This is a genomic window from Actinomadura hibisca NBRC 15177, from assembly GCF_001552635.1.
In the GTDB taxonomy this organism is placed as follows: domain Bacteria; phylum Actinomycetota; class Actinomycetes; order Streptosporangiales; family Streptosporangiaceae; genus Spirillospora; species Spirillospora hibisca.
Genome location: NZ_BCRO01000099.1, coordinates 22,545 through 48,050, shown reverse-complemented (window position 1 = coordinate 48,050; position 25,506 = coordinate 22,545). Strand labels below are relative to the sequence as shown.

The following is a 25,506-nucleotide window of genomic DNA, read 5'->3' as shown; positions in this document are numbered from 1 at the left end:
GTCGCCGGCGGGATGATGTCGGTTCGGATGGACAGGATGCAGCCGGTTGACTGCACGTCCGGGGCGGCCTCGCCGTCATGCGTGGACCACAGCAAGGCGTTCAGCCATCGGGAGGTTCGGGCCTCAGCGACCAAGTCGAGGAACCGGTCAATGTACACGATGGGGATTCGCCCCTTGCTGAGCAGCTCGTTCAGCTCATGCTCAGGAGCGCACCGGATGTACCGCGGATCGAGGGCGAGCAGTTCGTTGGTGATGGCGTTCTCGTCCTAGCTGGTTCCGTCGAGCGCCACACTGTCGAAGAGGGCCGCAGGACGCGACAGGACGTAGGTGCCAGTGCCCTGCCGGGCTTCGATCAGGCCCCAGTCTCGAAGCTGCCGGATGGCGTTGCGGAGGCTTGTACGCGAGACGCTGTAGGAGGCGGACAACCTTGGCTCGCTGGGGAGCAGAGCCCCCGGAGGGAACTCGCCGTTGAGGATGCGGTCCCGCAGATCTTCGGCGACCCGGACGTAAGCCGGACGCCAGTCCTGCCCTTCCTCGGCAGGCTTGCCCTGTCGGTTCACGCGGTCAACCGCCATGTAGCCCTGAACGTAGGTGACAGCCTCAATGAGGCGGTCCGCAGGAGCGATTGGTTCTTTCCAACTGGTGAAGAACCACAGCGCACCACTGTCCTCAGGACGCGGTCGACAGGTGATGGTGTCAGAGCGGCACCGGCCCGCGTCCTCACAGCACGCGGACACGTCAGGGTTGCGAACGGTCAGCTCGCGCGAGCTCAGCTCGGCGGTGAACTGTGTGGCCAAGCGCGTCCCAAGCGCGGCCAACCTGGCGTGAGACGTCGGGTACTCGTTCACTGCCCGCCCTCCTTGCTTCGCTGCTGACGGGCCAGGGCTTTTGGGTGCGGGCTGATCTTCGGCCGGAGGCTCTCCGCCATGGCCAAGCGCTCGGCGAGGCGCGTTTGTGCGTCGCACAGAATCCACAGGACGTCCTCGCTCCGGGCGCTGACCTGAGTCAGCGCGCCCCAGAGCCGCTGGTAGTGGGTGAGGTCGGTCCGTCGCTCCGCGACGTAGCTGCCGTCTTCGTCCTGGCTGACGGCCCAACCGGGGGTGGGGGGGGATCGCTCGCATGGTGGCCATGCAGAACACTATAGAACTCTGTGGATGTCTAGAGACAGCCCTAGGAGTTTATACAGGTCAGGGCATGTCTAGGTTCATCTGCGTGGCAGATGACCGTGAGTACCCCATCGAGTGGGACACCACCCAGTACAAGTACGTCCAGATCGCCGACCACATCGAACAGCAGATCCAGGACGGCACCCTCACCGAGGGCGCGGCCCTACCAGCGATCCCGGTCCTGGCCGAGGAGTACGGCGTCGCCCGCATGACCATCATCCGCGCCGTCGAGATCCTGACCGAGCGGGGCTTGGTCACCGTCCTCCACGGTCGAGGCACCTTCGTCCGCCGACAACCTCAGGGCAAATAAAGGAACGCATCTGCTGATGCATCCGCAGGGAGCACCTTGCGGACGGGCATCTACCATCGGCGTATGGAGCAAGGTTTGTAAGGCCGTTTTCACAAAGAAGAGTGCAACTCGCCTCTCACTAAGCGCGGGTCCTACAACCTGCGCCTGCCTGCGTCTCGACCTGGCTGAACGGCGGGGTGCCAGCGACTCAGGTTGCTGAGTGGCCGGCCACAGTGTGGCGGTCCTGCTTCGGATCTACGCCAAGTGACTCGTAGGGCAGCACAGCGCCGCCAAACAGCGCATCCTCACAGCTCTACGGGTCTGAAGCTTCGGCACGTATTCGGCACAGACACCCGCCAGGGCCCGCATACAGCCGGGGACAGCCGGACATCGCCTAACACAAAATAAGCCGCCCACCTGCATGAATACAGGTGGGCGGCTCTTTCCTTGGTGGAGCTGAGGGGATTTGAACCCCTGACCCCCTCGATGCGAACGAGGTGCGCTACCGGACTGCGCTACAGCCCCAAGGACTCCGTTAGGTTAGCAAACATCGGGGGTGGTTCGCGCATCGAGGCGCGCCGATCATTCGCCGACCGCCCGGCGGTCGTCGGCGTACTGGTCGAACACCTCCTCCTCGGGGCGGGTCGCCAGTTCGATGATCTCGGCCTGGGGGGTCGGTTCGGCCGGGGTCTGGGCGGCCTTGCGGGCCGCCTCGCGGGCTCTGGCGCGTTCTTCGGCCGCGCGGGCCGCGTCCATGCCCACCGCCACGCGCAGCAGGGCCAGGTGGCCCGTCAGGAGCAGGGTCGGGGGGATCGTGATCCACCAGGGGGCCACGTTCGCGACGACGACGGTGATCGCGGTCAGCAGCAGCAGGGTCAGGCCCGCGGTGCGGCGGCGGCGGCGGGCGATCACCGCCGCGCGGGAGCGGGTGTTGCGACGGGGTGTGACCGGGATCTCGTCGGTGGGGTCCTCTTGTTCGTCGTCCAGGGGTTCCTCTTCTTCCTGGGTCGGTTCCTCGTCGGGGCCGCGCTTGTGGAGGAGGCGGGACAGGCCCGTGGTCTCGGTGTCGCGGCGCAGCCACATGGGTACGAGGACGATGGCCCACACCGCGACGATGGCGAGGTAGAGGACGGCGCTGCTCACCGGCTCACCGCCGGTGCCCAGGCACGGCGGACGGGCAGGCCGACTTTCGGCGCGCGCACGTGCATTGGGAGCAGGGTCACGCCCCGCACGGTACGAGTCGGTGTCAGAGGTTGACGAGCATAAGGGGCGGTGTGTCGCGAGATCGATCCTGCGGTTACTCTCCGTTTGCCAAGTCTTCTCGGTCGCAGGATTCTTACGAAGCGGGGGTGGCCGGAAGTCACCGTGCGGCCAAGTGTCACGGTCTCGGATACGCCTGGTTGCGGTTGGCCAGCCAGCGGGCCCGCAGGCCGCCGGGCACGTCCTCGACCGTCAGGGCGTAGCAGATGTGGTCGCGCCACGCCCCGTCGATGTGCAGGTGGCGGCGGCGCACCCCTTCTTCGCGGAAGCCCAGTTTCTCCACCACGCGGCGGCTCGCGGCGTTCTCCGGGCGGATGTTCGCCTCGACCCGGTGCAGGCCCACGGTGAAGAAGCAGTGGTCCACTGCCAGTGCCACGGCGGTGGGGATCACGCCCCGGCCCGCCGCCTGGCGGTCGATCCAGTAGCCGATCTGCGCCGAGCGCGCCGAGCCCCACACGATCGCGCCGATGGTGAGCTGCCCCGCGAAGCTCCCCTCCTGCGTCACCACCCAGGGCAGCGCGAGCCCTTGGCGGGCCTCGCGGCGCATCGTGTGGACCATGCTCAGGTACGGGCCCAGGCCGCTGCGGAACAGGGGCGTCTCGGGGTTGGTCGGCTCCCAGGGGCGGAGCCAGTCGGCGTTGCGGACCCGTAGCTCGCGCCAGACGGCGGCGTCACGGTGCCGCAGCGGGCGCAGCCCCACCGGGCCTTCGGTCAGGGTGACCGGCCATCCCCGCATGCGTTCCACAGCTCCATGATTCCCTGCTGTCCGGTCCGGACGCCATCAATTGTCGCCGACGAGTTCGCGGAACCGGAGGCCCGGTGCCGCAAAACCGGCTATAAGGGGTCAGCTTCCGGCGCGGAGCACGCCCAGGAGGCGGGTCACCTCGGCCGCGATGGCGGTGCGGCCCGGCGCGATGTACTTGCGCGGATCCACCAGGGCGGGGTCAGCTGTTAGAGCGCGGCGGACCTCGGCGGTGAACACCTTGTTGAGCTGCGTCGCGATGTTGATTTTGGTCATGCCGCGCTCCACGGCGGCGGTCAGCGTCGCGTCGGGGACGCCCGAGGAGCCGTGCAGCACCAGTGGGACGGCGACGGCGGCGTGCAGCTCCGCGATCAGGTCCAGGTCCAGCACGGCGTCCCGGGTCAGCATCGCGTGCGAGCTGCCCACGGCCACCGCCAGCGCGTCGATCCCGGTTGCTTCCGTGTAGGCGACGGCTTCGGCTGGCTTGGTCCGGACGCCGGGGGCATGTACTCCGTCCTTGCCTCCTACTTCACCCAGTTCCGCCTCCACCCATACGTCGCGGGCGTGGCACCAGGCTGCGATCTCTGCGGTGGCCGCGACGTTGTCGGCGTAGGGCAACGTTGAAGCGTCGAACATCACCGAGCTCACGCCCAGCTCCACCGCCTCGCGCACCAAGTCGGTGGAGGTGGCGTGGTCCAGGTGCACCGCGACGGGGACCGACGCGGCGCGCGCGACGGCCAGGGCGCCGGCGATGATCGGGGCCGCCGCGCCGTGGTACCGCACGCAGTTCTCGCTGATCTGCAGGATGACGGGCGCGCCCGCGGCCTCCGCGCCCGCCACGATCGCGGCGGCGTGTTCGAGCTGGATGACGTTGAACGATCCCGCGCCGCGCCGGGCGGCCATGGCGGGGGCGACGATCTCGCCGGTCGTCACGAGGGGCATGGGACTCCTTGCACGGTGATCTCGGGGAGGAGGGCGCGGTACAGCCCGGCGTCGATCTCGCCGGCGACCGGGGCGGCGACGGCGGCGGCCGACAGCGCCACGGCCTCGCGCAGCAGGTCGGGCCAGGGTGCGCCCCAGGACCGGGCGGCGGCCGCGACGGCGGCGTCGCCCGCTCCGGTGGGGTTGCCGGACAGCGGAGGTGGCGCGGCGCGCCAAGCGCCGTCGGGGGTGACGGCGAGCATCCCGGCGGGGCCGAGGGACACCAGGGCGGCTTCGGCTCCGGCGGTCAGCAGGGCGCGGGCGCCGATGATCGGGTCGGTGTGGCCGGTGGCGCGGGTCAGTTCGTCGGCGTTGGGCTTGATCAGGGCGGGTCGTCCGGCGACGCCCCGGGTGAGCGCGTCGCCGTCGGCGTCCAGGATCACCGGGACGGTCGCGGCGGCGGCCAGCTCGGCGTAGGCGTCGGGCGGCACGCCTGGTGGCAGGCTGCCCGACAGCACGACGATGGTGGCGGACGGCAGCAGGGCGCGGTAATGCGCCCGGAATGTCGCCCACTCGGTGGCGGTCACCTGCGGGCCTGGCTCGTTGAAGACCGTTACTTCGTTGGTAGAGGTCGCGACGGCGGCCAAGGTGCGGCGCGAGGCGTCTTGCACGGCGCTGAAGTCGTGCGGGGTGCCGGTGCGATCGAGGTCGGCGCGGATCTGCGCGCCCGTGTCACCGCCGAGCAGGCCCGTCGCCAGGACGGGCGCGCCCAGCGCGGCGGCCACGCGGGCGACGTTGACGCCCTTGCCCCCGGCACGTTCGCGCACGGCGGCGACGCGGTTGCTGCCGCCCCAGATCACGGCGTCGGTCTCGTAGGTGACGTCCAGCGCGGCGTTCAGCGTCACGGTGAGGATCACTGCCAGCGGCCGCCCTTCATCACCCGGGCGACGGCGAGATCGTCGTCCAGCACGACCAGGTCGGCGTCCTTGCCGGGCTCCAGCGACCCGATCCGCCCGTCCAGCCCCAGCGTGCGGGCGGGGACGAGCGAGGCGGCCTCGGCGACCCGTTCGACGGGCAGGCCCACGTCCAGAACCGCGCGGCGGAACGCGTCGGCCATCGTGATCGTGCTGCCCGCGATGGACGAGCCGCCCGCCAGCACCGCGCGCCCGTCGCGGACGTGCACCTCCATCACGCCGAGCCGGTAGTCGCCGTCGCCCATCCCGGTCGCGGCCATCGCGTCGGTGATCAGCGCGACCCGGCCCGGCGCGGCGCCGAACACCAGCCGCACGACCTCGGCCGCCACGTGCACCCCGTCGTTGATCAGCTCCAGGGTGACGCGCGGGTCGGTGAGCGCGGCGGTGACCGGACCGCCCTCGCGGTGGTGCAGCGGCCGCATCCCGTTGAACAGGTGCGTGGCCACGCGCGCGCCCGCGTCGAACCCGGCGGCGGTGGCGGCGGCGCTCGCGTCGGTGTGCCCGAGCGCGGCGATCACGCCGTGCGCGGTGGCCGCGCGGATGAGGTCTGTCGCGCCCGGCAGCTCCGGCGCGACGGTGATCATGCGGACGTGCCCGTGCCCCAGCGCGACCAGCCGCTCGAACTCGGTGACGTCGGGATCGCGCAGCAGCGCCGGATCGTGCGCGCCGCACCGTCCGGCCGCCAGGTAGGGGCCCTCCAGGTGGACGCCCGCGACGATCCCGTCCGCGGCGGCCTCGGCGAGCCCGGCGACGGCGGTGCGCAGCTCGGCGGCGTCGCCGGTCACCAGGCTCGCCATCGTGGTGGTCGTGCCGTGCGCGAGGTGGAACGCGGCGACGCAGCGCGCGTCCTCGGGACGGCCGCTCTGGTACGAGACGCCCGCCGCGCCGTGCACGTGGAGATCGACGAACCCGGGCACGACGTACCGCCCGCCCAGGTCCACGACCTCCTCCCCCGGCTCCGCCCGGACGTCCACGCCGGTGATGCGCCCGTCCGCGACGCGCAACGCGCCCCGACGGACGCCGCCGGGCAGGACGAGACGGGCGTCGGCCAGCAGCGTCATGCCCCCGCGTCCAGGATCACCGAGCGGGTGAGGTTGCGCGGGGTGTCGGGGTCGGCCCCTTGGGCGCGGGCCAGCTTGACGGCCAGGCGCTGCACGCGGACCAGGTCGGCCAGCGGGTCCAGGTCCGACACGATCATGGTGCCGCCGACCCCCGCGACCTGCTCGGCGAGGCCCGCGGGCGGCTCCCCGAACGACCACACCACCCGGTTCGGCCCGGCGATGCTGATGGGGCCGTGCCGGTAGTCCATGGCCGGGTAGGACTCGGTCCACGCGCGGGCGGCCTCGCGCATCTTCAGCGCGGCCTCGTGCGCGAGGCCGACCGTCCAGCCCTGGCCGACGAACGTGAACTGCTCGGCGGTCAGCGCGGCGTCGGGCAGCGGCTCGGCCAGCGCGCGTTCGGCGTCGGCGATCGCGCCGGAGACGTCCTCCCCCAGGTGCGCGCGCAGCGCGATGAGCTGGGTGGTGGCGAAGCGCGTCTGCACGACCGACCGCTCGTCGGCGTAGTCCAGCACCGCGACCTCGTCGGCCGCCCGCATGATCGGCGTCGTCGGGTCGGCGGTGATCGCCGAGGTGGCCATGCGGCCGCGCACCCCGTCGAGCGCGGCCAGCACCTCGGTGGTGGTGCCGGAGCGGGTGAGCGTGAGCAGCCGGTCGTAGCCGCGCCCCAGCGGCGCTTCGGAGGCGGTGAACGCGTCGGTCTCGCCCTGCCCGGCGGCCTCGCGCAGCGCCGCGTAGGACTGCGCGATGAACCAGGACGTCCCGCACCCGACGACGGCGACCCGCTCGCCCGCGCGCGGCAGCGTGGCCGCCACCCCGGCCTCCGGGGCGGCGGCGCGGGTCCAGCACGCGGGCTGGCTGGCGATCTCCGCCGCGGTGTGGCCGCCGGTCTGCGGTGCGGTGCCCATGGACACCCTCCTCTGCTCAGCTCTGCTTGTTCTTGTCCGCTTTATAGCAATATGACGCAGAAAAGAGCAACAACATGCAGGCTAGAATCCGGGGATGACCAGGCGCGCGAAACCGCACCGACACGGGAGGGGGCCGACGTGACCCGGCACGAACGCTGGAACGCGCTGCTGGAACTGCTCGCGGACGCCGGCCGGCTCACCGTGGAGGAGGCGGCCGAGCGGATGAGGGTGTCGGCGGCCACGATCCGCCGCGACTTCGACCAGCTCGCCCAGCAGCAGATGCTGACCCGCACGCGCGGCGGCGCGGTGGCGCAGAGCGTCAGCTACGACCTGCCGCTGCGCTACAAGAGCGCCCGGAACGCCTCCGAGAAGCAGCGCATCGCGGCCGCCACCGCCGAGCTCGCCCGGCCCGGCTCGATCATCGCGCTGAACGGCGGCACCACCACCTCCGAGGTCGCGCGGGTGCTGGCCACCCGCGCCGACCTGCACGCCGAGGGCGCGGCCCCGGCCCTCACGATCGTCACCAACGCCCTGAACATCGGCAACGAGCTGGCGGTGCGCCCGCACGTGAAGATCGTGCTGACCGGCGGGGTGCCGCGCCCGCAGTCCTACGAGCTGACCGGGCCGCTGGCCACCGGGATCTTCGACCAGGTGACGCTGGACGTGGCGATCCTCGGCGTCAACGGGATCGCCGTCGAGCACGGCGCGACCTGCCACAACGAGGGCGAGGCCGACGTCAACCGGCTGATGGCCGAGCGCGCCGAGCAGGTGGTGGTGGTCGCCGACGGCTCCAAAGTCGGGCACCGCGCGTTCGCCCGGATCTGCGACACCGCGCGCATCGACGTGCTGGTCACCGACGGCACGGTGGAGCAGTCGGTGGTGGACGACTTCACGGAGGCGGGCGTCCGCGTCATCCGCGCCTGAGCCTTCCGCGCACCGACGCCGCGCGCGTGCGCGGCGGCGGTGCGCGTTCCTTACAGCAGGCCGCCCATGTCGGGCAGGCCGTCGTCGTCCTCGTCGGAGCGCACGTGGTCGCCGCCGCCGATCTGGTCGACGGCGTGGTGCAGCACCGTCCCGAGCACGCCCATGCCGTCGCGCACTCCGCCCGTCGAGCCCGGCAGGTTGACGATCAGCGTGCGGCCCGCGACCCCGGCCAGCCCGCGCGACAGGATCGCCGTCGGCACCACCTCGCGGCTCTGCTGCCGGATGGCCTCGGCGATGCCGGGGATCTCGCGCTCGATGACCTGCCGGGTCATCTCGGGGGTCTGGTCCATCGGGGTCAGGCCGGTGCCGCCGGAGGTGACGACGACGTCGTAGCCGCCGGCGACCGCGTCGCGCAGCACCTCGGCCACCGGGTCGCCGTCGGGGATCACGACCGGGCCGTGCACGTCGCAGCCGAGGTTCTCCAGCAGCTCCACCAGGACCGGACCGGACCGGTCGGCGTACACCCCGGCCGCCGCCCGGTTCGACACCGTGACCGCCATCGCCCGAATCATCTGTCCTCCATCACCAGCACGCTCGCCTGCACCGACGCGCCCCTGCGGGCGCCCGGAGAACGCTATGCCAGCGGACCGGCGCGGGAGGGGGCATCTCCCGAAACATGACCGGGCGCAGACCGCCGCGCGGTCCGTCGCGCCCGGTTCAGCGGCGCCAGGAGCCCGTCTTGCCGCCGGTCTTCTCCTCCACCCGCACGTCGGTGATCACCGCGGCCGGGTCGATGGCCTTGACCATGTCGATCAGCGCCAGCGCCGCCACCGTCACCGAGGTCAGCGCCTCCATCTCCACGCCGGTCCGGTCGGCCGTGCGCGCCACCGCGGTGATCGCGACGCCGGCGTCCGCGACGGCCAGGTCCACCGTGACGCCGTGCAGCGCGATCGGATGGCACAGCGGCACCAGGTCCGGGGTGCGCTTGGCCCCCATGATCCCGGCGATCCGCGCCACCGACAGCGCGTCGCCCTTGGGCACCTCCCCGGCGCGCAGCGCGGCCACGCACCCGGCCGACAGCCGGACGAAGCCGGTCGCGGTGGCGGTGCGGGCCGTGACGTTCTTGGCGGACACGTCCACCATCCGGGCGGCCCCGGTCTCGTCCAGGTGGCTGAACCCGGTGAACTCCGAACCCATGGTCATGACGGCATCCTCAGGACTTCCACGTGCGAGCCGGCGGGCAGGGCCTCGGCGTCCTCGGGCAGCGCGATCAGCGCGTCGGCCGCCGACAACGATCCGAGCTGGTGGGAGCCCTGCCCCTCGGCGGGGCTGACGGTGTAGTGGCCGCGGTCGAACGACAGCCGCCCGCGCAGGTAGTGCCGCAGCCCGGCCGGGGACCTGACGTCCTCGGCGAGCACGGCCCGCACGGTCGGCAGCGACTCGGGCGGCAGGCCCTGCATGGCGCGCAGGGCCGGGCGGACGAAGACCTGGAAGGAGACGTAGGCGCTGACCGGGTTGCCGGGCAGCGTGAAGATCGGGACGCCCTGGAGCAGGCCGAAGCCCTGCGGCTTGCCCGGCCGCATCCGCACCTTGTGGAACGCGACGGTGCCCGCGCCGGTCAGCACCTCCTTGACCACGTCGCGCGCGCCCATCGACACCCCGCCCGAGGTGACGATCGCGTCGGCGCGCATGAGCTGGTCCTCCAGCGTCTCCAGCACCTTGGCGGGGTCGTCGTCCACCGTGGACTGCCGGTAGCCGACGCCGCCCGCCTCGATGACGGCGGCGGTCAGCATGAAGCTGTTGGAGTCCCAGATCTGGCCGGGCGCCAGCTGCGTGCCCGGTTCGCGCAGCTCGCTGCCGGTGGACAGCACCACCACGCGCGGCTTGGGCCGCACCGCGACCCGGGGCCGGCCGACGGCGGCCAGCATCCCGATCTGCGCCGCGCCGAGCCGCGTGCCCGGCGCGGCGACGACCTGGCCGGCGAGCACGTCCTCGCCGGCCCGCCGGATGTAGTTGCCGGGCGGCGCCGGGCGCACGATCCGCACGGTGGCGGTGCCGCCGTCGGTCCACTCCACCGGGATGACCGCGTCGGCCCCGGCCGGCACCGGCGCGCCCGTCATGATGCGCGCGCTCAGGCCGGGCCTGATCGCGGACACGCCCGAGTCGCCGGCGGCGATGTCGCCGATGACCGGCAGCTCGACCGGCGAGTCCTCCGACGCGCCCGCGACGTCGGCGGCCACGACCGCGTAGCCGTCCATGGCCGAGTTGTCGAACGGCGGCAGCGGCACGGGGGCCGCCACCGGTTCGGCCAGCACGGCGCCCTCGGCCTCCAGCAGTGCCAGGTCCAGGGGCGGCAGCACCGGGACGGCCGCCAGGATCTCCGCGAGGTGTTCATCGACCGTTCTCATGCCCACGGTCCCCTAGTCTGGCGTGCCGTCACGCGCCCTCGGTGGTCCCCACGCCGTCGTGGTCGGCCACGAATTCGCGCAGCCACGTCATGAACTCGGCCGACAGGTCCTCCCGCTCGGAGGCGAACTGCACCACCGTGCGCAGGTACTCCAGCTTGTTGCCGGTGTCGTAGCGGCGACCCCGGAACTTCACACCCCACACGCCGCCGCCCTGCTCGGCGGGGGTGTTGGCCAGCGTGAGCAGCGCGTCGGTGAGCTGGATCTCGCCGCCGCGGCCGGGCGGGGTCTTCTCCAGCACCTCGAAGATCGCCGGGTCGCACACGTAGCGCCCGATGATGATCCAGTTACTGGGCGCCTCGTCGACGGCGGGCTTCTCCACCAGGTCGGTGATCCTGACGACGTCGTCCTGACCGGTCTCCTCGATGGCGGCGCAACCGTAGGCCGACACCTGGTCCGGGGGCACCTCCATCAGCGCGACCACGCTGCCGCCGCGCTCGTCGCGCACCTGGATCATGCGCTTGAGCAGCTCGTCGCGGGCGTCGATCATGTCGTCGCCCAGCAGCACCGCGAACGGCTCCTCGCCCACGTGCTGGCGGGCGCAGTACACCGCGTGGCCGAGGCCGCGCGGCTCGCCCTGCCGGACGTAGTGCATGATCGCCAGGTCGGCCGACTCGCGGACGGCGGCCAGCCGCTCGGCGTCGCCCTTGGCGCTGAGCGCCTCCTCCAGCTCGTAGGCGCGGTCGAAGTGGTCCTCGATGGACCGCTTGTTCCGGCCGGTGATCATGAGGACGTCGGAGAGCCCGGCGTCGACCGCCTCCTCCACGACGTACTGGATCGCCGGCTTGTCGACGATCGGGAGCATTTCCTTGGGCGTCGCCTTGGTGGCGGGCAAGAATCGGGTACCGAGCCCGGCCGCAGGGACGACGGCCTTGAGTACGGGTACGTAGTCGGCCATGTAGAGACCCTAGTCATCTGGGAGGACCACAGCGTGCAGGACATCGCCTCCAAAGCCCGTCTCCGTGCCGAAGCCCTGGCCCGCCGGGCCGCCCTGGACGCCGGGGCGGCCGCCGCGGCGGGCCGGGCGGCGCGCGACGCGCTGCTGTCGGCGCCCGAGGTCGAGATGGCCGGGACGATCGCGGCCTACGTGTCGATCGGCACCGAGCCCGACACCCGTGGCCTGCTGTTCGCGCTGTGGAAGCGGGGCGCGTACGTGATCCTGCCGAAGCTGCTGCCGGACGGGGACCTGGACTGGGCGTCCTACGAGGGGCCCGACTCGCTGGCCCCCGGGCGGTTCGGCCTGCTGGAGCCGACCGAGCCCGCGCGGGGACCGGAAGCGGTCAGCCGGGCGGACGTGGTGCTGGTCCCGGCGGTGGCGATCGACCGGACGGGGATGCGGCTGGGGCGGGGCGGCGGTTCGTACGACCGGGCGTTGGCCAGGGTGGGTCCGGCGATCCTGACGGTGGGGCTGGTGCACGACGGGGAGCTGGTGGAGGAGCTGCCGGCCGAGCCGCACGACCGGCGGGTGCGGGCGGCGGTGACGCCGTCGGAGGGCTTGGTACGGTTCGCTTGATCGTTCCCCCGACCGGCCCCCCGCCTCCGGTTCGTCGCCTGCGGAGGTCTCGTGAGTCCCGTCGTTCGGAGTTTCTTCGGTGCGCTGAGCGCGGCCGTCCTGCTCGTCTCGTCTGCCGCGTGCTCGGGGGACGGGAAGGAGCCGGCGGAGGCCAAGCCACCGGCGGGTGCGCCGATCTCCAAGCTGGTGGGGGCGATGTCGCGGGTCGTGTCGTCCGATTCGACGCGGCGGTATGCGGCTTTCAGTGATCTGGAGCGGTTGCGGAGGCTGGCGGGTGGGCAACCGCTGGATCGGGACGCGCGGTTGTCGTCGTTGACGATCGGGCTGGGCGATCTGGGGGTGTACGGGGCGCGGATCGCGGAGCCGACCGGGATCGATGTGAATCGGGCGGACTATGGGATGCAGGTGGGCATCCCGCCGCTGACCGCCGGATGGTTGGCCGGCCCCTACACAGCCGCCAACATTAAGAAGAAGCTGGAGAAGCTAGGGCATAAGCGAGTGCCGCCCGGTGACCCGAACAAGCCGATCCTGGGTGGAGAGAACACCTGGGTCGCACAGGCCGACGGGAGGATCGACACGAACGATCCGTTGGCCAAGCTGGGTATCCCGCCCACGCACCCGCTCAATGCCGTCAAGGTGCATGAGGGGACCGGGATCACCTATGCGCGACGCTTCGACACGCTTGATTCCATCATCTTCGGAGGCGCGACGAGGAACACGTCTTTGGGCACCGACCCGGCCGTCCGCCCCGTCCTCAACTGCCTCGGCCTCCCCCTCGCCGCGCTGGTCACCAAGATGACCGGCAGCACCGACCAGATCGGCGTGGGCGTCACCGGCGACGCCGACGACCTCACCGAGGTCCTGTGCGTCAAGGTCTCCGGTGACGCCAACGCCGCCGCCCAGCAGCTCAAGCAGAGCCTGACCGGCCAATCCGCCACCGGCAGGCCCTGGTCGGAGCTGCTGCCCGGCGCGCAGGTCACGGCGACCTCCGACGGCGTCGTGCGGCTCGCGGCCAAACCCGGCGCGGCCGCCAAGCCCGGCCTGCTGTTCCAGGCAGTCCTGCGCAACGACCTCCCTCGCTGGACCGCCTGACAGCCACGCCCGCCAGGCCCGAAACCGTCCCCACTAGGGTGACAACGACGTTTCTGCGCGGAACCGGAGGTGGACGATGACGGCGAAGCCATGGCGGGTCCTGGCCCTGCTCCCGCTGGACGAGGAGCTGGTGCGCGGGCTGTTCGCGCAGTTCGGCGACGCCGTCGAGCTGGCCTTCCCGCCCACCCGCGACCGCGCGGGCCTGCACGCCGCGCTGGCCGACGCCGAGCTGGTCGTGGGCGACTTCACCGGGCAGCTCGGGCTGGACGCCGACGCCGTGGCCGCCGCGCCGAAGCTCGCGTTCGTCCAGATGCCCAGCGTCGGCACCGACAGCGTGGACGGTGCCGCGCTGGCCGCCGCGGGCGTCCCGCTGTCCAACACCGCCGGGGCCAACGCGCGGGCGGTCGCCGAGTGGGCGGTCGGCGCGGCGTTCGCCCTGTGCCGCCAGCTCACCTGGGGCGACCGGGCCGTCCGGGAGCGGGGCTGGCCGCAGGCCGAGCTGCTGGCGCGCGGCACCCGGGAGATCCACTCCCAGCGCGTCGGGATCGTCGGCTTCGGCGCGATCGGCGCGGAGGCGGCGCGATTGTTCGGGGCGCTGGGCTGCGAGGTGTCGTACTGGACGCGCCGCCGCCGCGCGGAGGCGGCGGCGACCTACCGCGAGCTGGACGACCTGCTCGCGCACTCCGACATCCTGGTGGTGGCCCTGCCGCTGACCGACGAGACGCGCGGGCTGCTCGGCCCCGAACGGCTGGCCCTGCTGCCCGACCGGGCGCTGCTGGTCAACGTGGCGCGCGGCGGCATCGTGCCCGACGACGCCGTCCTCGCCGCCTTGGAGTCGGGCCGGCTGGCCGGGGCCGCGCTGGACGTGTTCGACCAGGAGCCGCCGCCCGCCGACCACCCGCTGCGCGGCAACGAGAACGTCCTGCTGTCGCCGCACGTCGCGGGCGGCACCGGGCAGAGCCAGCTCACCATCGTGTCGATGGTCCTGGACAACGTCCGCGCGGTGGTCGAGGGCCGTCCGGCGGCCGACGTCGTCAACGGCGTGGACCCGCTGCCGAAGCGCCGCTGAGCAGGGCGGACGCCCCGGGGAGGCGTCCGTCCGGCACCACGAGGGATCACCGAAAATATGTGATCCGTCCCCGAATCTGTAGGATTCCTAAACGATCTATATCCACGGCCCCCTGGGGAGGGATGTGCAGCTCGAAACCTGGCTACTCCTCGGATCGACGCTCGTACTCTGCGCGATCGTCGCCGTCCGCCTGTCCCACCGGGCCGGCCTGCCCACGCTGCTCGCCTACATGGGCATCGGCCTGCTCATCGGCGAGTCGGGCTTCGGCCTCAAGTTCGACAACGCCCACCTCGCCGAGGTCCTGGGCCTGGCGGCCCTGGTCCTGATCCTGGCCGAGGGCGGCATCACCACCAACTGGCGGCACGTCAAGGGCTCGGTGCCCGCCGCGATCTCGGTGTCCACGGTCGGCACCCTGATCAGCATCGGCGTGGTCGCCGGGGCCGCCATGTGGTTGCTGGACATGGACTGGCAGCTCGCCTTCCTGCTGGCGGCCGTGCTCGCGCCCACCGATGCCGCCGCGGTGTTCTCGGTGTTGCGCCGCCTGCCGCTGCCGTCCCGGCTGACCGGCCTGCTGGAGGCCGAGTCGGGGTTCAACGACGCGCCCGTCGTCATCGTCGTGATGGCGCTCAGCGTCAAGCACGCCGCCGCTCCCAACCTGCTGGAGCTGTTCGGCGTCATGGTCTACGAGCTGGCCGCCGGGGCCCTGATCGGGATCGCGGTCGGCTGGCTGGGCGCGTGGGCGCTGCGGCACATGGCGCTGCCCGCCTCCGGCCTCTACCCGATCGCGGTGTTGTCGCTGACGGTCGGCGCGTACGGCGGGGCCGCCAAGCTGCATGCCAGCGGCTTCCTCGCGGTCTACGTCAGCGCGCTGGTGCTGGGCAACGCGCGCCTGCCGCACCGGCCCGCCACCCGCGGTTTCGCCGAGGGCATCGCCTGGCTGGCGCAGATCGGGCTGTTCGTGATGCTGGGACTGCTGGCCTCCCCGCTGGAGCTGCCCGCGCAGATCCTGCCCGCGCTGGTGATCGGGTTCATCCTGCTGCTGATCGCGCGGCCGCTGTCGGTGGTGCTGTCCACGCTGGGCTTCGGCCTGTCCTGGGGCGAGAAGGTCTTCGCCTCGTGGGCCGGGCTGCGCGGCGCGGTGCCGATCGTGCTGGCCACCATCCCCATGGTCAACCAGGTGCCGGGCGCGAACACGCTGTTCTCCATCGTCTTCACGATCGTGGTGCTGTTCACCCTGCTCCAGGGCCCGACGTTGCCGCTGGTGGCGCGCTGGTGCGGGCTCAAGAGCGACGAGCAGGCGCGCGAGCTGGACGTGGAGGCCGCGCCGCTGGAGGAGCTGCACGCCGACCTGCTGGAGGTGCGGGTGCCGCTCGACTCCCGGCTGAACGGCGTGGAGATCTTCGAGCTGCGGCTGCCGCAGGGCGCGTCGGTCACGCTGGTGGTGCGCGACGGGACCAGCTTCGTGCCCGGCGAGACCACCACGCTGCGGGCCGGCGACACCCTGCTGGTGGTGACGACCGCCGAGGTGCGGGAGGCGGCCGAGCGGCGGCTGCGCGCGGTGAGCCGGCGCGGCAAGCTGGCGGGCTGGTTCGGGGAGACCGGTGGCTGACCTGCCGGGACGCGCCGCCGCCGGGCCGGCCGGCGCCGGGAACAGGGCGGCGGTCCATCCTGTTGCATCCAGTCGGTACCATTAGCAGTCGTCTGAAGTGAGTGCCAGCCCGATCGCCGGGCTGAGTCAGCGAGGAGGAACCGTGCCGACGTATCAGTACGTTTGCACCGAGTGCGGCGAGCCTCTGGAGGTCGTGCAGAAGTTCAGCGACGACGCGCTGACCGAATGCCCGGCATGCCAGGGTCGCCTCCGCAAGGTCTTCTCCGCCGCGGGGATCATCTTCAAGGGCTCGGGCTTCTACCGCACCGACAGCCGCGGCTCGGGCAAGTCGTCCTCGACGGTGGGGGCCTCGTCCAACGGGTCGTCGAACACGTTCTCCGGCGGGTCGTCGGAATCGTCGTCCGCCCCGGCCAAGTCGGAATCGTCGTCGTCGAGCAGCGGCTCCGGCGACTCCGCCGCCAAGCCCTCCTCCTCGTCGTCCTCGTCGGAGAAGGTCGCCTGACCCTCCCCGGACACCGGGATCGTGCGCGGAACCGGAGGGACGTCACCGGACGTCCCTCCGGTTCTCGTCGTCTCCAGGGTCGCGCGGACGGCCTCGACCAGGGCCGCGTAGGGCGTCCGCCGCGCCCTCAGCGCGTTCGCCAGCCCTTCGAGCGGGACGCGGTGCGCTTGCAGGAGCCAGTCGTCGGCGCAGTGCGCGGCGTGCTCCAGCATCAGCGGTAGCGCGTCGGCCGCCATCCCCGGCTCGCATCCGGGCTCGCATCCGGCCGCGCGGTACAACTCGGCCAGCGCCTCCGGGCGGCACACCCCGCCGTAATACGTCAGATGGAGACCGCGGCCCCGGACCACCTCCCCGTACTCGACGGCCAGGCCGATGGGCGACGTGCGGTCCACATGGTCGAGGAAGCCGGTGAGCGACCGCCACACCGGGCCGTCCGGCAGGTCGGCGACGGCGGCGCGCAACATCGGCCGCCGGTCGTAGAACCGCTGGTCAGGAAACGCGAGCAGCAGTGAGACCGCCCGCCACGCCACGCCGCGCACCGCTCCCCCCGAGCCGCCGGGCCGCACCGACGAACCGTTCATTCCCGTCACGCCGGGCGTTCATGCGGTGACCGGACACACCGTCCGGCTACCTCCTGAGCGTTAGGACGCCGCCGCGCGCTGCCCCGGAAGAGGTAGTCCGGCGACCCTCTCGCGCCGGACGCGCGTTCGTACGGCCCGCCCCGACGATGACGCCATGAGCACAGAGACCTCACCCAGACCCTGGTCGTACCGGTTGGCCGCCACGATTGCGGGGCGACGCGGGAAGTGGGCCGTGCTGGCCCTGTGGATCGTCGCGGTGGCGCTACTCGGCCCGCTGGCCGGAAAGCTCGGCGGCGCCCAGGACAACGACGCCTCGGCGTGGCTTCCGGGCGCGGCCGAGTCCACGCGCGTCAACGCGCTGGAGGAACGGTTCCGCAAGGACGACTTCACGCTCGCGATCGTCGTCTACGAACGTTCGGGCGGAATCACCGCCGCCGACCGCGCCAAGGCCGCCGCCGACGCGGCCGCGTTCGCGAAGCTGCCTAACGTACGGCCGCCGCAGGGCCCGATTCCGGCCAAGGACGGCAAGGCGTTGCAGACCCTCGTGCCCGTGCACGAGGAGCACGCCTCCACGGCCGTCGACGCGGCCCGCGCGCAGATCACCCGGGGCCCGCCCGGCCTGGCCGCGCACGTGACCGGCCCGGCGGGCGGCAACGCCGACGCGGAGGAGGTCTTCAAGTCGCTGGACGGGCTGCTGCTGGCGTCGGCCGGCGTCGTGGTGATCGTCCTCCTGCTGCTGATCTACCGCAGCCCGGTGTTGTGGCTGATCCCGGTCCTCGGCGCGGTGTCGGCGCTGGGCCTGGCGCAGGCGGTGGTGTACCTGCTGGCCGAGCACGGCGGGCTGACGGTGAACGCGCAGAGCGCGGGCATCCTGACCGTCCTGGTGTTCGGCGTCGCCACCGACTACGCGCTGCTGCTGGTGGCGCGCTACCGCGAGGAGTTGCACCGGCACGCCGACCGGCACGAGGCCATGGCGTTCGCGCTGCACCGCGCCGGACCGGCGATCCTGGCGTCGGCCGCCACCGTCGCGGCCGGGCTGCTGTGCCTGCTGGCCGCCGACATGAACCCGACCCGCGGCCTCGGCCCGGTCGCCGCCGCCGGCGTGCTGACCGCGCTGGCCGCCATGACCACGCTGCTGCCCGCCCTCCTGGTGATCTTCGGCCGGTGGTTGTTCTGGCCGCTGGTGCCCCGCTACGACGCCCGCCACCTGGACCCGGCGGCGCTGGAGGCCGAGCACGGCGTGTGGGGCCGGATCGGCCGGCTGATCGCCCGCGCGCCGCGCGTGTTGTGGGCGCTGACGGCGGTGGGGCTGCTGGCGATGACGTTCGGGCTGGGCTCGCTGAAGAACGACGGGTTCACCGACGCGGGCCAGTTCGTGGACCGGCCGGACTCGGTGGTCGGCGCCCAGGTCCTGGCGCGGCACTTCCCCGCGGGCGAGGGCTCCCCCGCCGTGGTGATCTCCCGCGCGCCGCTGTCGCTGGAGAAGGTGCCCGGCGTGGCGTCGGTGAGCCGCCCCGAGAGCGCCGCCGGGCTGCTGAAGTACGAGGTGACGCTGCGCGACCCGGCCGACGGGATGGCGGCGCGGGCGACCATCGACCGGCTGCGCGACGCCGCGCACGCGGTCCCCGGGGCCGACGCCCGGGTGGGCGGCCCGACCGCGACCTCGCTGGACATCAAGCGGGCCTCCGACCGCGACAACAAGGTCATCATCCCGATCGTGCTGGGCGTGGTGCTGCTGATCCTGGTGGCGCTGCTGCGGTCGCTGGTCGCGCCGCTGCTGATGATGGCGACGGTGGTGCTGTCGTTCCTGGCCACGCTGGGGGCCAGCGCGCTGCTGTTCGAGCACGCCTTCGGCTTCGAGGGCTCGGACTCGGGGTTCCCGCTGCTGGCGTTCATCTTCCTGGTGGCGCTGGGCGTGGACTACAACATCTTCCTGATGCACCGGGTCCGCGAGGAGTCGCAGGCGCTGGGCACGCGGCGCGGCATCGTCCGGGGCGTCACCGTCACCGGCGGCGTGATCACCTCGGCCGGGCTGGTGCTGGCGGCGACCTTCGCGGTGCTGGCCACGCTGCCGATGGTGCCGCTGGTGCAGATGGGCTTCGTGGTCGCCTTCGGGGTGCTGCTGGACACGGTGATCGTGCGCTCGCTGCTGCTGCCGGCGCTGTGCTACGACCTGAACCACCGCATCTGGGCCCCGGGCCGGATGGCCCGCAAGCCCGCCCCCGCCAAGGAACCGCAGGTACTGGAGCCGGTCGGCTGAGCCGAACGGCCCGCGGCCCCCGCTTCCAGCCAGGGGCCACGGGCGTCACGATCAGCCGCCCGAGGAAGTTATCCACAGGTTGGGGCAGCCCCTCGCGGCCGCCCCGACCTGCTGGTTACTGTCGCCTCATGACCAACGACCCCCGGCCCTCCGCCGACATCGCCGTGATCGGCGGATCGGGCTTCTACTCCTTCCTGGACGACGCCACCGAGGTCGAGGTGCAGACCCCGTTCGGCCCGCCCAGCGACCCCATAACGATCGGCGAACTGCACGGCCGCCGGGTGGCGTTCGTGCCCCGGCACGGCCGCGACCACCGCTTCCCGCCGCACCGCATCCCCTACCGCGCCAACCTGTGGGCGCTGCGCGCGCTGGGCGTGCGGCAGGTCCTGGCCCCCAGCGCGGTCGGCTCGCTGGTCCCCGAGCACGGTCCGGGCACCCTGTGCGTCCCCGACCAGCTCGTCGACCGCACCTCCGGCCGCGCGCAGACCTTCTACGACGAGGGCGCGGCGGTGCACGTCCCGTTCGCCGACCCCTACTGCCCCGACGGCCGCCACGCCGCCGTCACCGCCGCGTCCGCCGCGGGCTGGCCGCCGGTGGACGGCGGCTCCCTGGTGGTCATCGAGGGTCCGCGCTTCTCGACCCGCGCCGAGTCCCGCTGGTTCGCCGCCCAGGGCTGGACGCTGGTGGGGATGACCGGCCATCCCGAGGCGGTCCTGGCCCGCGAGCTGGCCCTGTGCTACACGCCGCTGTGCCTGGTCACCGACCTCGACGCCGGCATCGAGACGGGCGAGGGCGTCACCATGCAGGAGGTGCTGCGGGTGTTCGCCGACAACGTCGACCGCCTGCGCACCGTGGTCGCCGATGTGATCAAGGCGCTGCCCGCCGACCGCGCCTGCCCCTGCCCGGCGGCCCTGGACGACATCGAGCCGCCGTTCGCCCTGCCATGACCAGGAGGCGGGCCAGGCGGGCCCTGGCGGCCCTCCTCGCCGCGACGGGCACCGCCCTGGCCCTGCTGTCCCTCCACTCCGTACCGCACGAAGGGAGACGCGTCCACATCGCGGCCCGGGACCTCCCCGCGGGCCGCACGCTGACCGCAACCGACATCTCAACAGTGGAACTGCCATCCTCCGCCGTGCCCGACGGCCTCGCCCGCGCCCCGCTGGCGGGCCGCACGGTCGCGGGCCCGATGCGGCGCGGCGAGCCGTTCACCGACGCGCGCCTGCTGGGCGAAGGTCTGCTGCGCGGCCACGCCCCGGGAACGGTGGCCGCCCCCGTCCGGATAGCCGACGCCGAAGCGGCACGCCTGCTGCGTCCGGGCGACCGCATCGACGTCTTGGCCGGCGCGCCCCCGGCCGACGACGCCCTGGCGCCCCCGCGCGCATCGGCCCGCCTGGTGGCGACGGCGATCCCGGTCCTGTCGGTCCCTCCTCCCCGAGAGGACCCGCACCCCGGCGGCGCCCTGATAGTGCTGGCCGCCGACCGTTCCCAGGCGCTGGCCCTGGCGGCGGCGGGCCCCGCCCTGACGATGACGATCACCGCGCATTGATCATTGATAACCTCGTCCCGTCACCGTTCGACAACAGATCGTCATCAGGCCGGGGGGTCCATGAACGGCTTCAAGAAGTTCCTGCTGCGCGGCAACCTGATCGAGCTCGCGGTCGCGGTCGTGATCGGCGCGGCGTTCACCGCGGTGGTCAACGCGCTGGTCACGGCGTTCATCGGCCCGCTGATCGCCCTGATCGGCGGGCAGCCGGACTTCGACGCCCTGGCCTTCACGGTCAACGGCACGAAGTTCCCCTACGGCGTCTTCCTGACCGCCCTGATCTCGTTCCTGATCACCGCGGCCGTCGTCTACTTCCTGGTCGTCGCCCCGGCCGGCAAGCTGGTGGCCCGCCTGGACCGCCACAAGGAGGCGACCGAGCGCGAGTGCCCGCAGTGCCTCAGCGACATCCCGGTCAAGGCGGGCCGGTGCCGGTACTGCACCCACGAGGTGGCCCCCGCCTGACCCGCCGAACGGATCTTCGTCACACCCGTTCATGACCCGCCGTCCGCCGGGTAAGGGGTGTTGCGCAAGCACACCCCCTACCCTCGGAGCGGCCCCATGGGCGGATTCAGAAAGTTCCTCATCCGCGGAAACCTGGTGGACCTGGCGGTGGCGTTCGTCGTCGGCGCGGCGTTCGCCACCCTGGTCAAGGACTTCGCGAACTCGTTCATCACCCCGCTGATCGCCCTGCTGGCCGGAAAGCCCGACTACACCAAGCTCTCACTCAAGATCTCCGACACGACCTTCCCCTACGGCGTGTTCGTGACCTCGGCGCTGACGTTCTTCCTGACGTCGCTGATCGTGTACTTCCTGGTGGTGCTGCCCACCAGCAAGCTGCTGGAGCGCCTGGACCGCCACAAGGAGGCGACCGAGCGCGAGTGCCCGCAGTGCCTCAGCGACATCCCGATCCGGGCGCGCCGCTGCCGCCACTGCACGAGCGAGGTGGTCCCGGCCACCGAGATCCCGCACTGAGCGGGCCTCAGTCGTTCTCGCTCTCGGTGCCGAACTCCCAGTGCCACGGCTCGAACGGATTGCTGTAGGCCCAGGCGGGGTGACGCCACCCGTACCTCTTGGAGTTGGCCTCCATCCAGTTGAACTGGACGGACCCGGAGGTCTGGACGCCACCGCACAGGTCGACGGCCTGCCCCTTGCCGTGGTTGCTGGTGCCCGGCACCGCGGCGAACCCGGGCCGCTGCGCGTAGACGCGGTGCTGCTCCGAAAGGCTTCGGTAGGAGTCGGTCACGCAGATGTTCCGCCCGAACTTGCGCTTATAAGCAGAGTTCAGTTTGTAGAAGCCCAGGGCCGCGTCAGCGCGGAGCTGCTCCCCCTTCTGCGGCAAGGGGCACAGGTACTTGGCGGGGATCAACCCGTTGGGGAACTTGCGGGCGTCCTGGGCCAGCGACTTGTCGCAGCCCATCTCCAGCCGCTTCTCCTGGCTGGCGCGCATCTTGTCGAGCATCGCGGTGAGATCCCGCGTCAGCTTGGCCGACTTGCTCTTCAGCCCGTCGATCTGCTGCTGGACCCGCGTCTGCTCCACCGCGTTGCGCGACTGCAACTCCTGCGCGGTGGCGACCAGCTTCTTGCGCCGCCCCTGCAGGTCATCGGCCCGCTTGACCAGCGCGTCCTGCCCGGCCGCGAGATGGCTGACATCGGCGGTGGACCGCAGCGCGTCCGACGGGCTGCCCCCACCGAAGATCGACATGCTGCCCGCCGCGCCCGGCTGCTGGTAGGTCATGTTGGCGAGCCGCGCCAGCGGCTCCCGGATGCGGTTCAGCTCGGCCTCGGCCACCGCGAGATCCTTCAGCGTGTCCCGCAGCCGATTCTGGGAACGCGCCAATTCGCGCTGGCGCCCTTCCATCTGCCGCGTCGCCTTCTCCAGGTCCGCACGGGCCTTGGCCGCCTCGCGGCGCAACGACTCCAGCGGGTCCGCACGCTCGGCGGCCCGCCCGGGGACCACGCCGACGATCGCCATCACCAGGAAGACCGCGGTCAGCACGCCCGACCGGGGGGTTGGCACGGTGGTTTTCCTCCTGATGCCCCAATGCTGAACAGCCGGAGGAACGCTACTACAGGTTCACCGATGCCCCGGCGTCACCGGGACCGATGCCCGTTCCGTTCACACCACCGCCGAAGAAACGGAATCTCCTGCCACGAGGGCGGACACGACCGCCGGTACTCCGACCGCGGCGGCTTGCGCGTCGGCGTGTCCCTGACCTTGGGCGAAGCGGGCTTGACGGTCCTGACCGGCGCCGGCTTCTCCTCCGGCTTGGGCGGCACGTACCTGCCATAGGTGGGGTTGCTCTCCACCGGCTTGGGCACCCGCGCCTGAGCGACCGGCGAAGGCCCCGCAGCGGGCTTCCGGACGGGCTCGTCATCACCCAACCCGAACGCGAGAGCCCCGACAAGAACCACGGGCACGACGGCACCACCGGCGACCAAGGCCACCTTGGCCCTGCCCCCGCCCCGCTCGCGCCCGCGATGCCGTCCCGTCACAGCCCCGAAGCGTACCGACCCCCACCCCGCCCGGCCTAGAGCCCCCACCACACCCATAAGAAGGAGCGCCCGACACCCCCGCTCCCCTACCCTGTAGGTGCGGTCCGCTACGCTCTAGCGTCGAGCACCGTCCCAGCCTCCGTAGCTCAGGGGATAGAGCACCGCTCTCCTAAAGCGGGTGTCGCAGGTTCGAATCCTGCCGGGGGCACCACCAGCATGGGTGTACCGGGGCCCTGATCACCACCGATCACGGCCCCGTCCGCCGCTACCCGGACGGCACGCTGCTGCGCGCGGATCGCAGCGGCCAAGAAGGGAACCCGACACAGCAACGCCGGCCCGCCAGTAGGCGCGAATCCCAGGCGCACCCCCTAGAACAACTACGGAAAGCCGCCGGATGCCGCCAGCGGCCAGCCTCGGCCTCCTACTCGTAGACCCTGGCGAACAGTTGCCCAGCGACCGGACCGCTCCCGCAGAGGGACTAGCGCAAACCGTTTGCGCTAGTCCCCCTTTTACGAACCACCCACACGCGCGAAGAGAACGAGAGATGAGTAGCGCAGACATGTCTGCGCTACGGTCCATCTCCGCTTGCGCGGAGAGAACGGTCGTCCGTTGCGGGTCGTCGCGCCCAACCTCGGACCACCTCCGCTTGCGCGGAGAGAACGTTTTCCGGCCTGCACCGATAGGAGGGCTTTGACGTTTTGTGACCTGCGTGCAGGCACCAAACACAGTGCGGTAATGCACGCAGCCTAGGGAACGGCAGGCCGTCCTGAAGAATCAATCGTGCGTTGGCCGGTGGTGAGGATGCGTATCTTTCTGAGCAGGTGACGCAGGTTCGAATCCTGTCGGGGGTACGACTCCAAAAAGGAGCTGGTCAGGGAAAGCGTCCCCGGCGTCGTCGGGGGTGTTCCTGTCCAGAGGGCCAAGGTCAGGGTCGGACACGACGTTGGTCGATCTGTTGCGGTCCTTCGCCCGGCTTCCGCGGCAGGAGCGCGGAAGCCCTGTCGATGCGTCAGGTTGTGATGACCCATACGTCGTCGAGCAGCGTGCCCTTGCCGGCGTGCATGAACTGGCCGACGGTCAGCCACTCTTCCTTGCCCTTGCGGCCGGTAGTGGTGTCCCAGGCGTCGGGATCCCACACCTTGAACTGCTCGGGGATCGCCTCGCCGCCTGAGATCTTGCCGCCGAACCCGTGCACCACCAGGTAGTGGCGGTAGAGCTCGCCTCCGTCGGGGTACCAGGGCAGGTTCCCGGGCTTGACCAGGACGATGGCGGGGCGGCCCCGCGACACCGAGTCGGCGATCCGCTTCAGCCCGCTCTCCCGGCCGCTCTGCGGGACGGAGATGAAGGTGTAGGGGAAGTCCCGCGAGACGTACCTGTTCAGCGTCGGCGGGATGTCGTGGTGCCAGGTCCCGGCGGCGGTGGTCTTGGACTGGTCGGCCAGCGTGTCCTGGGAGGGGGCCGAGATGCCCATCGTGGCCAGGAGCGTCTGCATGCTGGCCGGTCCGCAGTAGTTGGACTTCTCCTGGGCCTTGCCCGACAGCTTGGTGTCGACCGCCCGGATGGTCTGCATCCACGTCCCGGCGATGCCGAAGGTGGCGTCGGCCACCACGTAGGGCAGGCGCATGTCGCTCCAGCCCGTCCAGCAGGCGCGGCTGCCGTTGGTGGTCATCGTGGGACACGACTGGGCGGTGACGGGGCCGCCCCCGCCGTAGGCCATCCGGATATCGACCTGGAAGTTGGTGTAGGCGGTCGGGTTGATCAGGGCCAGGGCCCGGACACGCGTGCGCGCGGCGTTGTAGTCCAGACAGACTTGGTAGGACACGCCGTTGTGCTGCTTGGTGTTGGAACAGGTCCGGGCACCCACCCGAGAGGGATAGGCCCCCCACGTACCGGCATGCGCGGCGGGCGCGACCACCAGCGTCACCGTTCCCACCAGCAACGCGAGCAGCGCCGCGAAGGGGCGACGCGCCCCGATCTGACGTCTCACTCTGCATTCCGCCTCTCGATTGAAGATCAACAGAGTTAAACAGCAGAACGTCCCGCATGGAGGGCTTTCGGAAATATCGGATGGACGGCGACAGTCCGCACGAGACCACCGCGGCCGACTGCGAAACCCGATCTCACCAGCGCAACTAGG

At 71.7% G+C, this 25,506-nt stretch carries 25 protein-coding genes, 2 tRNA genes and 1 pseudogene; 13 read left to right on the top strand and 15 right to left on the bottom strand.

Annotated features, from left to right (window positions below):
- Positions 1–266: 266 nt before the first annotated feature.
- Positions 267–848: a winged helix-turn-helix domain-containing protein gene (locus AH6_RS45540; RefSeq protein ID WP_067489193.1), complete on the bottom strand. Its 582-nt coding sequence runs from the start codon at positions 846–848 to the stop codon at positions 267–269.
- A 364-nt stretch (positions 849–1,212) separates the two neighbouring features.
- Here AH6_RS45540 and AH6_RS35860 point away from each other — a divergent pair, with 364 nt between their 5' ends.
- Entirely contained in the window at positions 1,213–1,476 is a 264-nt protein-coding gene (locus AH6_RS35860) for a GntR family transcriptional regulator (protein WP_245679621.1), read from the top strand.
- A 427-nt stretch (positions 1,477–1,903) separates the two neighbouring features.
- Here AH6_RS35860 and AH6_RS35855 read toward each other — a convergent pair.
- From AH6_RS35855 to AH6_RS35825, 7 genes are all read right to left on the bottom strand, one after another.
- A tRNA-Ala gene (locus tag AH6_RS35855) sits at positions 1,904–1,980 on the bottom strand.
- 57 nt (positions 1,981–2,037) lie between these two features.
- Complete coding sequence (sepX, locus tag AH6_RS35850; protein WP_067489187.1) at positions 2,038–2,598, bottom strand: divisome protein SepX/GlpR; 561 nt, start codon at positions 2,596–2,598, stop codon at positions 2,038–2,040.
- Positions 2,599–2,833: 235 nt separating this feature from the next.
- Positions 2,834–3,451, bottom strand: a complete 618-nt coding sequence (locus tag AH6_RS35845) for a GNAT family N-acetyltransferase (RefSeq protein ID WP_067489212.1) — start codon at positions 3,449–3,451, stop codon at positions 2,834–2,836.
- A 108-nt stretch (positions 3,452–3,559) separates the two neighbouring features.
- Positions 3,560–4,399 carry a class II fructose-bisphosphate aldolase gene (locus tag AH6_RS35840; protein ID WP_067489184.1) on the bottom strand — a complete coding sequence of 280 codons (840 nt, stop codon included), beginning with the start codon at positions 4,397–4,399 and terminating at the stop codon, positions 3,560–3,562.
- Entirely contained in the window at positions 4,387–5,295 is a 909-nt protein-coding gene (locus tag AH6_RS35835) for a 1-phosphofructokinase family hexose kinase (RefSeq protein ID WP_067489182.1), read from the bottom strand. Before AH6_RS35835 ends, AH6_RS35840 begins: the two co-directional genes overlap by 13 nt.
- On the bottom strand, positions 5,292–6,413 hold the full coding sequence (gene nagA / locus AH6_RS35830) for an N-acetylglucosamine-6-phosphate deacetylase (RefSeq protein ID WP_067489179.1): 1,122 nt from the start codon (positions 6,411–6,413) through the stop codon (positions 5,292–5,294). Before nagA ends, AH6_RS35835 begins: the two co-directional genes overlap by 4 nt.
- Positions 6,410–7,318 (bottom strand): SIS domain-containing protein, encoded by a 909-nt coding sequence (locus tag AH6_RS35825; protein ID WP_067489176.1) that lies wholly within the window; start codon positions 7,316–7,318, stop codon positions 6,410–6,412. Before AH6_RS35825 ends, nagA begins: the two co-directional genes overlap by 4 nt.
- Positions 7,319–7,456: 138 nt before the next feature.
- Here AH6_RS35825 and AH6_RS35820 point away from each other — a divergent pair, with 138 nt between their 5' ends.
- Entirely contained in the window at positions 7,457–8,242 is a 786-nt protein-coding gene (locus AH6_RS35820) for a DeoR/GlpR family DNA-binding transcription regulator (protein ID WP_067489173.1), read from the top strand.
- Positions 8,243–8,292: 50 nt separating this feature from the next.
- Here the strand turns inward: AH6_RS35820 and AH6_RS35815 are convergent, their stop codons facing one another.
- The 4 genes from AH6_RS35815 to galU form a co-directional block, all read right to left on the bottom strand.
- The gene (locus tag AH6_RS35815) at positions 8,293–8,814 is read right to left on the bottom strand and encodes a MogA/MoaB family molybdenum cofactor biosynthesis protein (protein ID WP_067489170.1); all 522 of its coding nucleotides are present in this window, start codon (positions 8,812–8,814) and stop codon (positions 8,293–8,295) included.
- Positions 8,815–8,959: 145 nt separating this feature from the next.
- A complete protein-coding gene (moaC, locus tag AH6_RS35810; protein ID WP_157431926.1) occupies positions 8,960–9,445 on the bottom strand; it encodes a cyclic pyranopterin monophosphate synthase MoaC in 486 nt (161 codons plus the stop codon).
- Positions 9,442–10,650 carry a molybdotransferase-like divisome protein Glp gene (gene glp, locus AH6_RS35805; RefSeq protein WP_067489167.1) on the bottom strand — a complete coding sequence of 403 codons (1,209 nt, stop codon included), beginning with the start codon at positions 10,648–10,650 and terminating at the stop codon, positions 9,442–9,444. The genes moaC and glp overlap by 4 nt, the downstream gene beginning before the upstream one ends.
- Before the next feature lie 28 nt (positions 10,651–10,678).
- Positions 10,679–11,605 carry a UTP--glucose-1-phosphate uridylyltransferase GalU gene (galU, locus tag AH6_RS35800; protein ID WP_067489164.1) on the bottom strand — a complete coding sequence of 309 codons (927 nt, stop codon included), beginning with the start codon at positions 11,603–11,605 and terminating at the stop codon, positions 10,679–10,681.
- A 33-nt stretch (positions 11,606–11,638) separates the two neighbouring features.
- On the opposite strand from galU, the gene AH6_RS35795 reads away from it, so the two are divergent.
- The 5 genes and pseudogenes from AH6_RS35795 to AH6_RS46990 all read left to right on the top strand — a co-directional run.
- Positions 11,639–12,220, top strand: coding sequence for a 5-formyltetrahydrofolate cyclo-ligase (locus AH6_RS35795; protein ID WP_067489161.1), 582 nt, complete (start codon positions 11,639–11,641; stop codon positions 12,218–12,220).
- Positions 12,221–12,271: 51 nt separating this feature from the next.
- Positions 12,272–13,312, top strand: coding sequence for a hypothetical protein (locus tag AH6_RS35790; RefSeq protein ID WP_067489158.1), 1,041 nt, complete (start codon positions 12,272–12,274; stop codon positions 13,310–13,312).
- Between the two features lie 76 nt (positions 13,313–13,388).
- Positions 13,389–14,381, top strand: coding sequence for an NAD(P)-dependent oxidoreductase (locus tag AH6_RS35785; RefSeq protein WP_067489155.1), 993 nt, complete (start codon positions 13,389–13,391; stop codon positions 14,379–14,381).
- Positions 14,382–14,505: 124 nt separating this feature from the next.
- Positions 14,506–15,990 carry a potassium/proton antiporter gene (locus AH6_RS35780; protein WP_067489152.1) on the top strand — a complete coding sequence of 495 codons (1,485 nt, stop codon included), beginning with the start codon at positions 14,506–14,508 and terminating at the stop codon, positions 15,988–15,990.
- A 97-nt stretch (positions 15,991–16,087) separates the two neighbouring features.
- Positions 16,088–16,273 (top strand): annotated as a pseudogene (locus AH6_RS46990) (FmdB family zinc ribbon protein); the annotation flags it as partial.
- A 14-nt stretch (positions 16,274–16,287) separates the two neighbouring features.
- Here the strand turns inward: AH6_RS46990 and AH6_RS46985 are convergent.
- Positions 16,288–17,082 (bottom strand): nitrate reductase molybdenum cofactor assembly chaperone, encoded by a 795-nt coding sequence (locus AH6_RS46985; RefSeq protein WP_307190409.1) that lies wholly within the window; start codon positions 17,080–17,082, stop codon positions 16,288–16,290.
- Between the two features lie 145 nt (positions 17,083–17,227).
- Here AH6_RS46985 and AH6_RS35770 point away from each other — a divergent pair, with 145 nt between their 5' ends.
- The 5 genes from AH6_RS35770 (at position 17,228) to mscL (AH6_RS35750) (ending at position 21,848) form a co-directional block, all read left to right on the top strand.
- Positions 17,228–19,333 (top strand): MMPL family transporter, encoded by a 2,106-nt coding sequence (locus AH6_RS35770; protein ID WP_067489147.1) that lies wholly within the window; start codon positions 17,228–17,230, stop codon positions 19,331–19,333.
- Between the two features lie 128 nt (positions 19,334–19,461).
- Positions 19,462–20,280 (top strand): S-methyl-5'-thioadenosine phosphorylase, encoded by an 819-nt coding sequence (locus AH6_RS35765; protein WP_067489144.1) that lies wholly within the window; start codon positions 19,462–19,464, stop codon positions 20,278–20,280.
- Positions 20,277–20,879 carry an SAF domain-containing protein gene (locus AH6_RS35760; protein WP_067489141.1) on the top strand — a complete coding sequence of 201 codons (603 nt, stop codon included), beginning with the start codon at positions 20,277–20,279 and terminating at the stop codon, positions 20,877–20,879. The genes AH6_RS35765 and AH6_RS35760 overlap by 4 nt, the downstream gene beginning before the upstream one ends.
- A 60-nt stretch (positions 20,880–20,939) precedes the next feature.
- Positions 20,940–21,338: a large conductance mechanosensitive channel protein MscL gene (mscL, locus tag AH6_RS35755; RefSeq protein ID WP_067489138.1), complete on the top strand. Its 399-nt coding sequence runs from the start codon at positions 20,940–20,942 to the stop codon at positions 21,336–21,338.
- A 96-nt stretch (positions 21,339–21,434) separates the two neighbouring features.
- Positions 21,435–21,848, top strand: a complete 414-nt coding sequence (gene mscL, locus AH6_RS35750; protein ID WP_067489134.1) for a large conductance mechanosensitive channel protein MscL — start codon at positions 21,435–21,437, stop codon at positions 21,846–21,848.
- A 7-nt stretch (positions 21,849–21,855) separates the two neighbouring features.
- On the opposite strand, the gene AH6_RS35745 is transcribed toward mscL (AH6_RS35750), so the two are convergent.
- Complete coding sequence (locus AH6_RS35745) at positions 21,856–22,893, bottom strand: D-alanyl-D-alanine carboxypeptidase family protein (RefSeq protein ID WP_083983803.1); 1,038 nt, start codon at positions 22,891–22,893, stop codon at positions 21,856–21,858.
- A gap of 611 nt (positions 22,894–23,504) precedes the next feature.
- Between AH6_RS35745 and AH6_RS35740 the strand changes: the two genes are divergently transcribed.
- Positions 23,505–23,580 (top strand) — tRNA-Arg (locus AH6_RS35740).
- Positions 23,581–24,378: 798 nt separating this feature from the next.
- On the opposite strand, the gene AH6_RS35735 is transcribed toward AH6_RS35740, so the two are convergent.
- Positions 24,379–25,356, bottom strand: a complete 978-nt coding sequence (locus AH6_RS35735; protein ID WP_157431925.1) for a C39 family peptidase — start codon at positions 25,354–25,356, stop codon at positions 24,379–24,381.
- Positions 25,357–25,506: the final 150 nt, after the last annotated feature.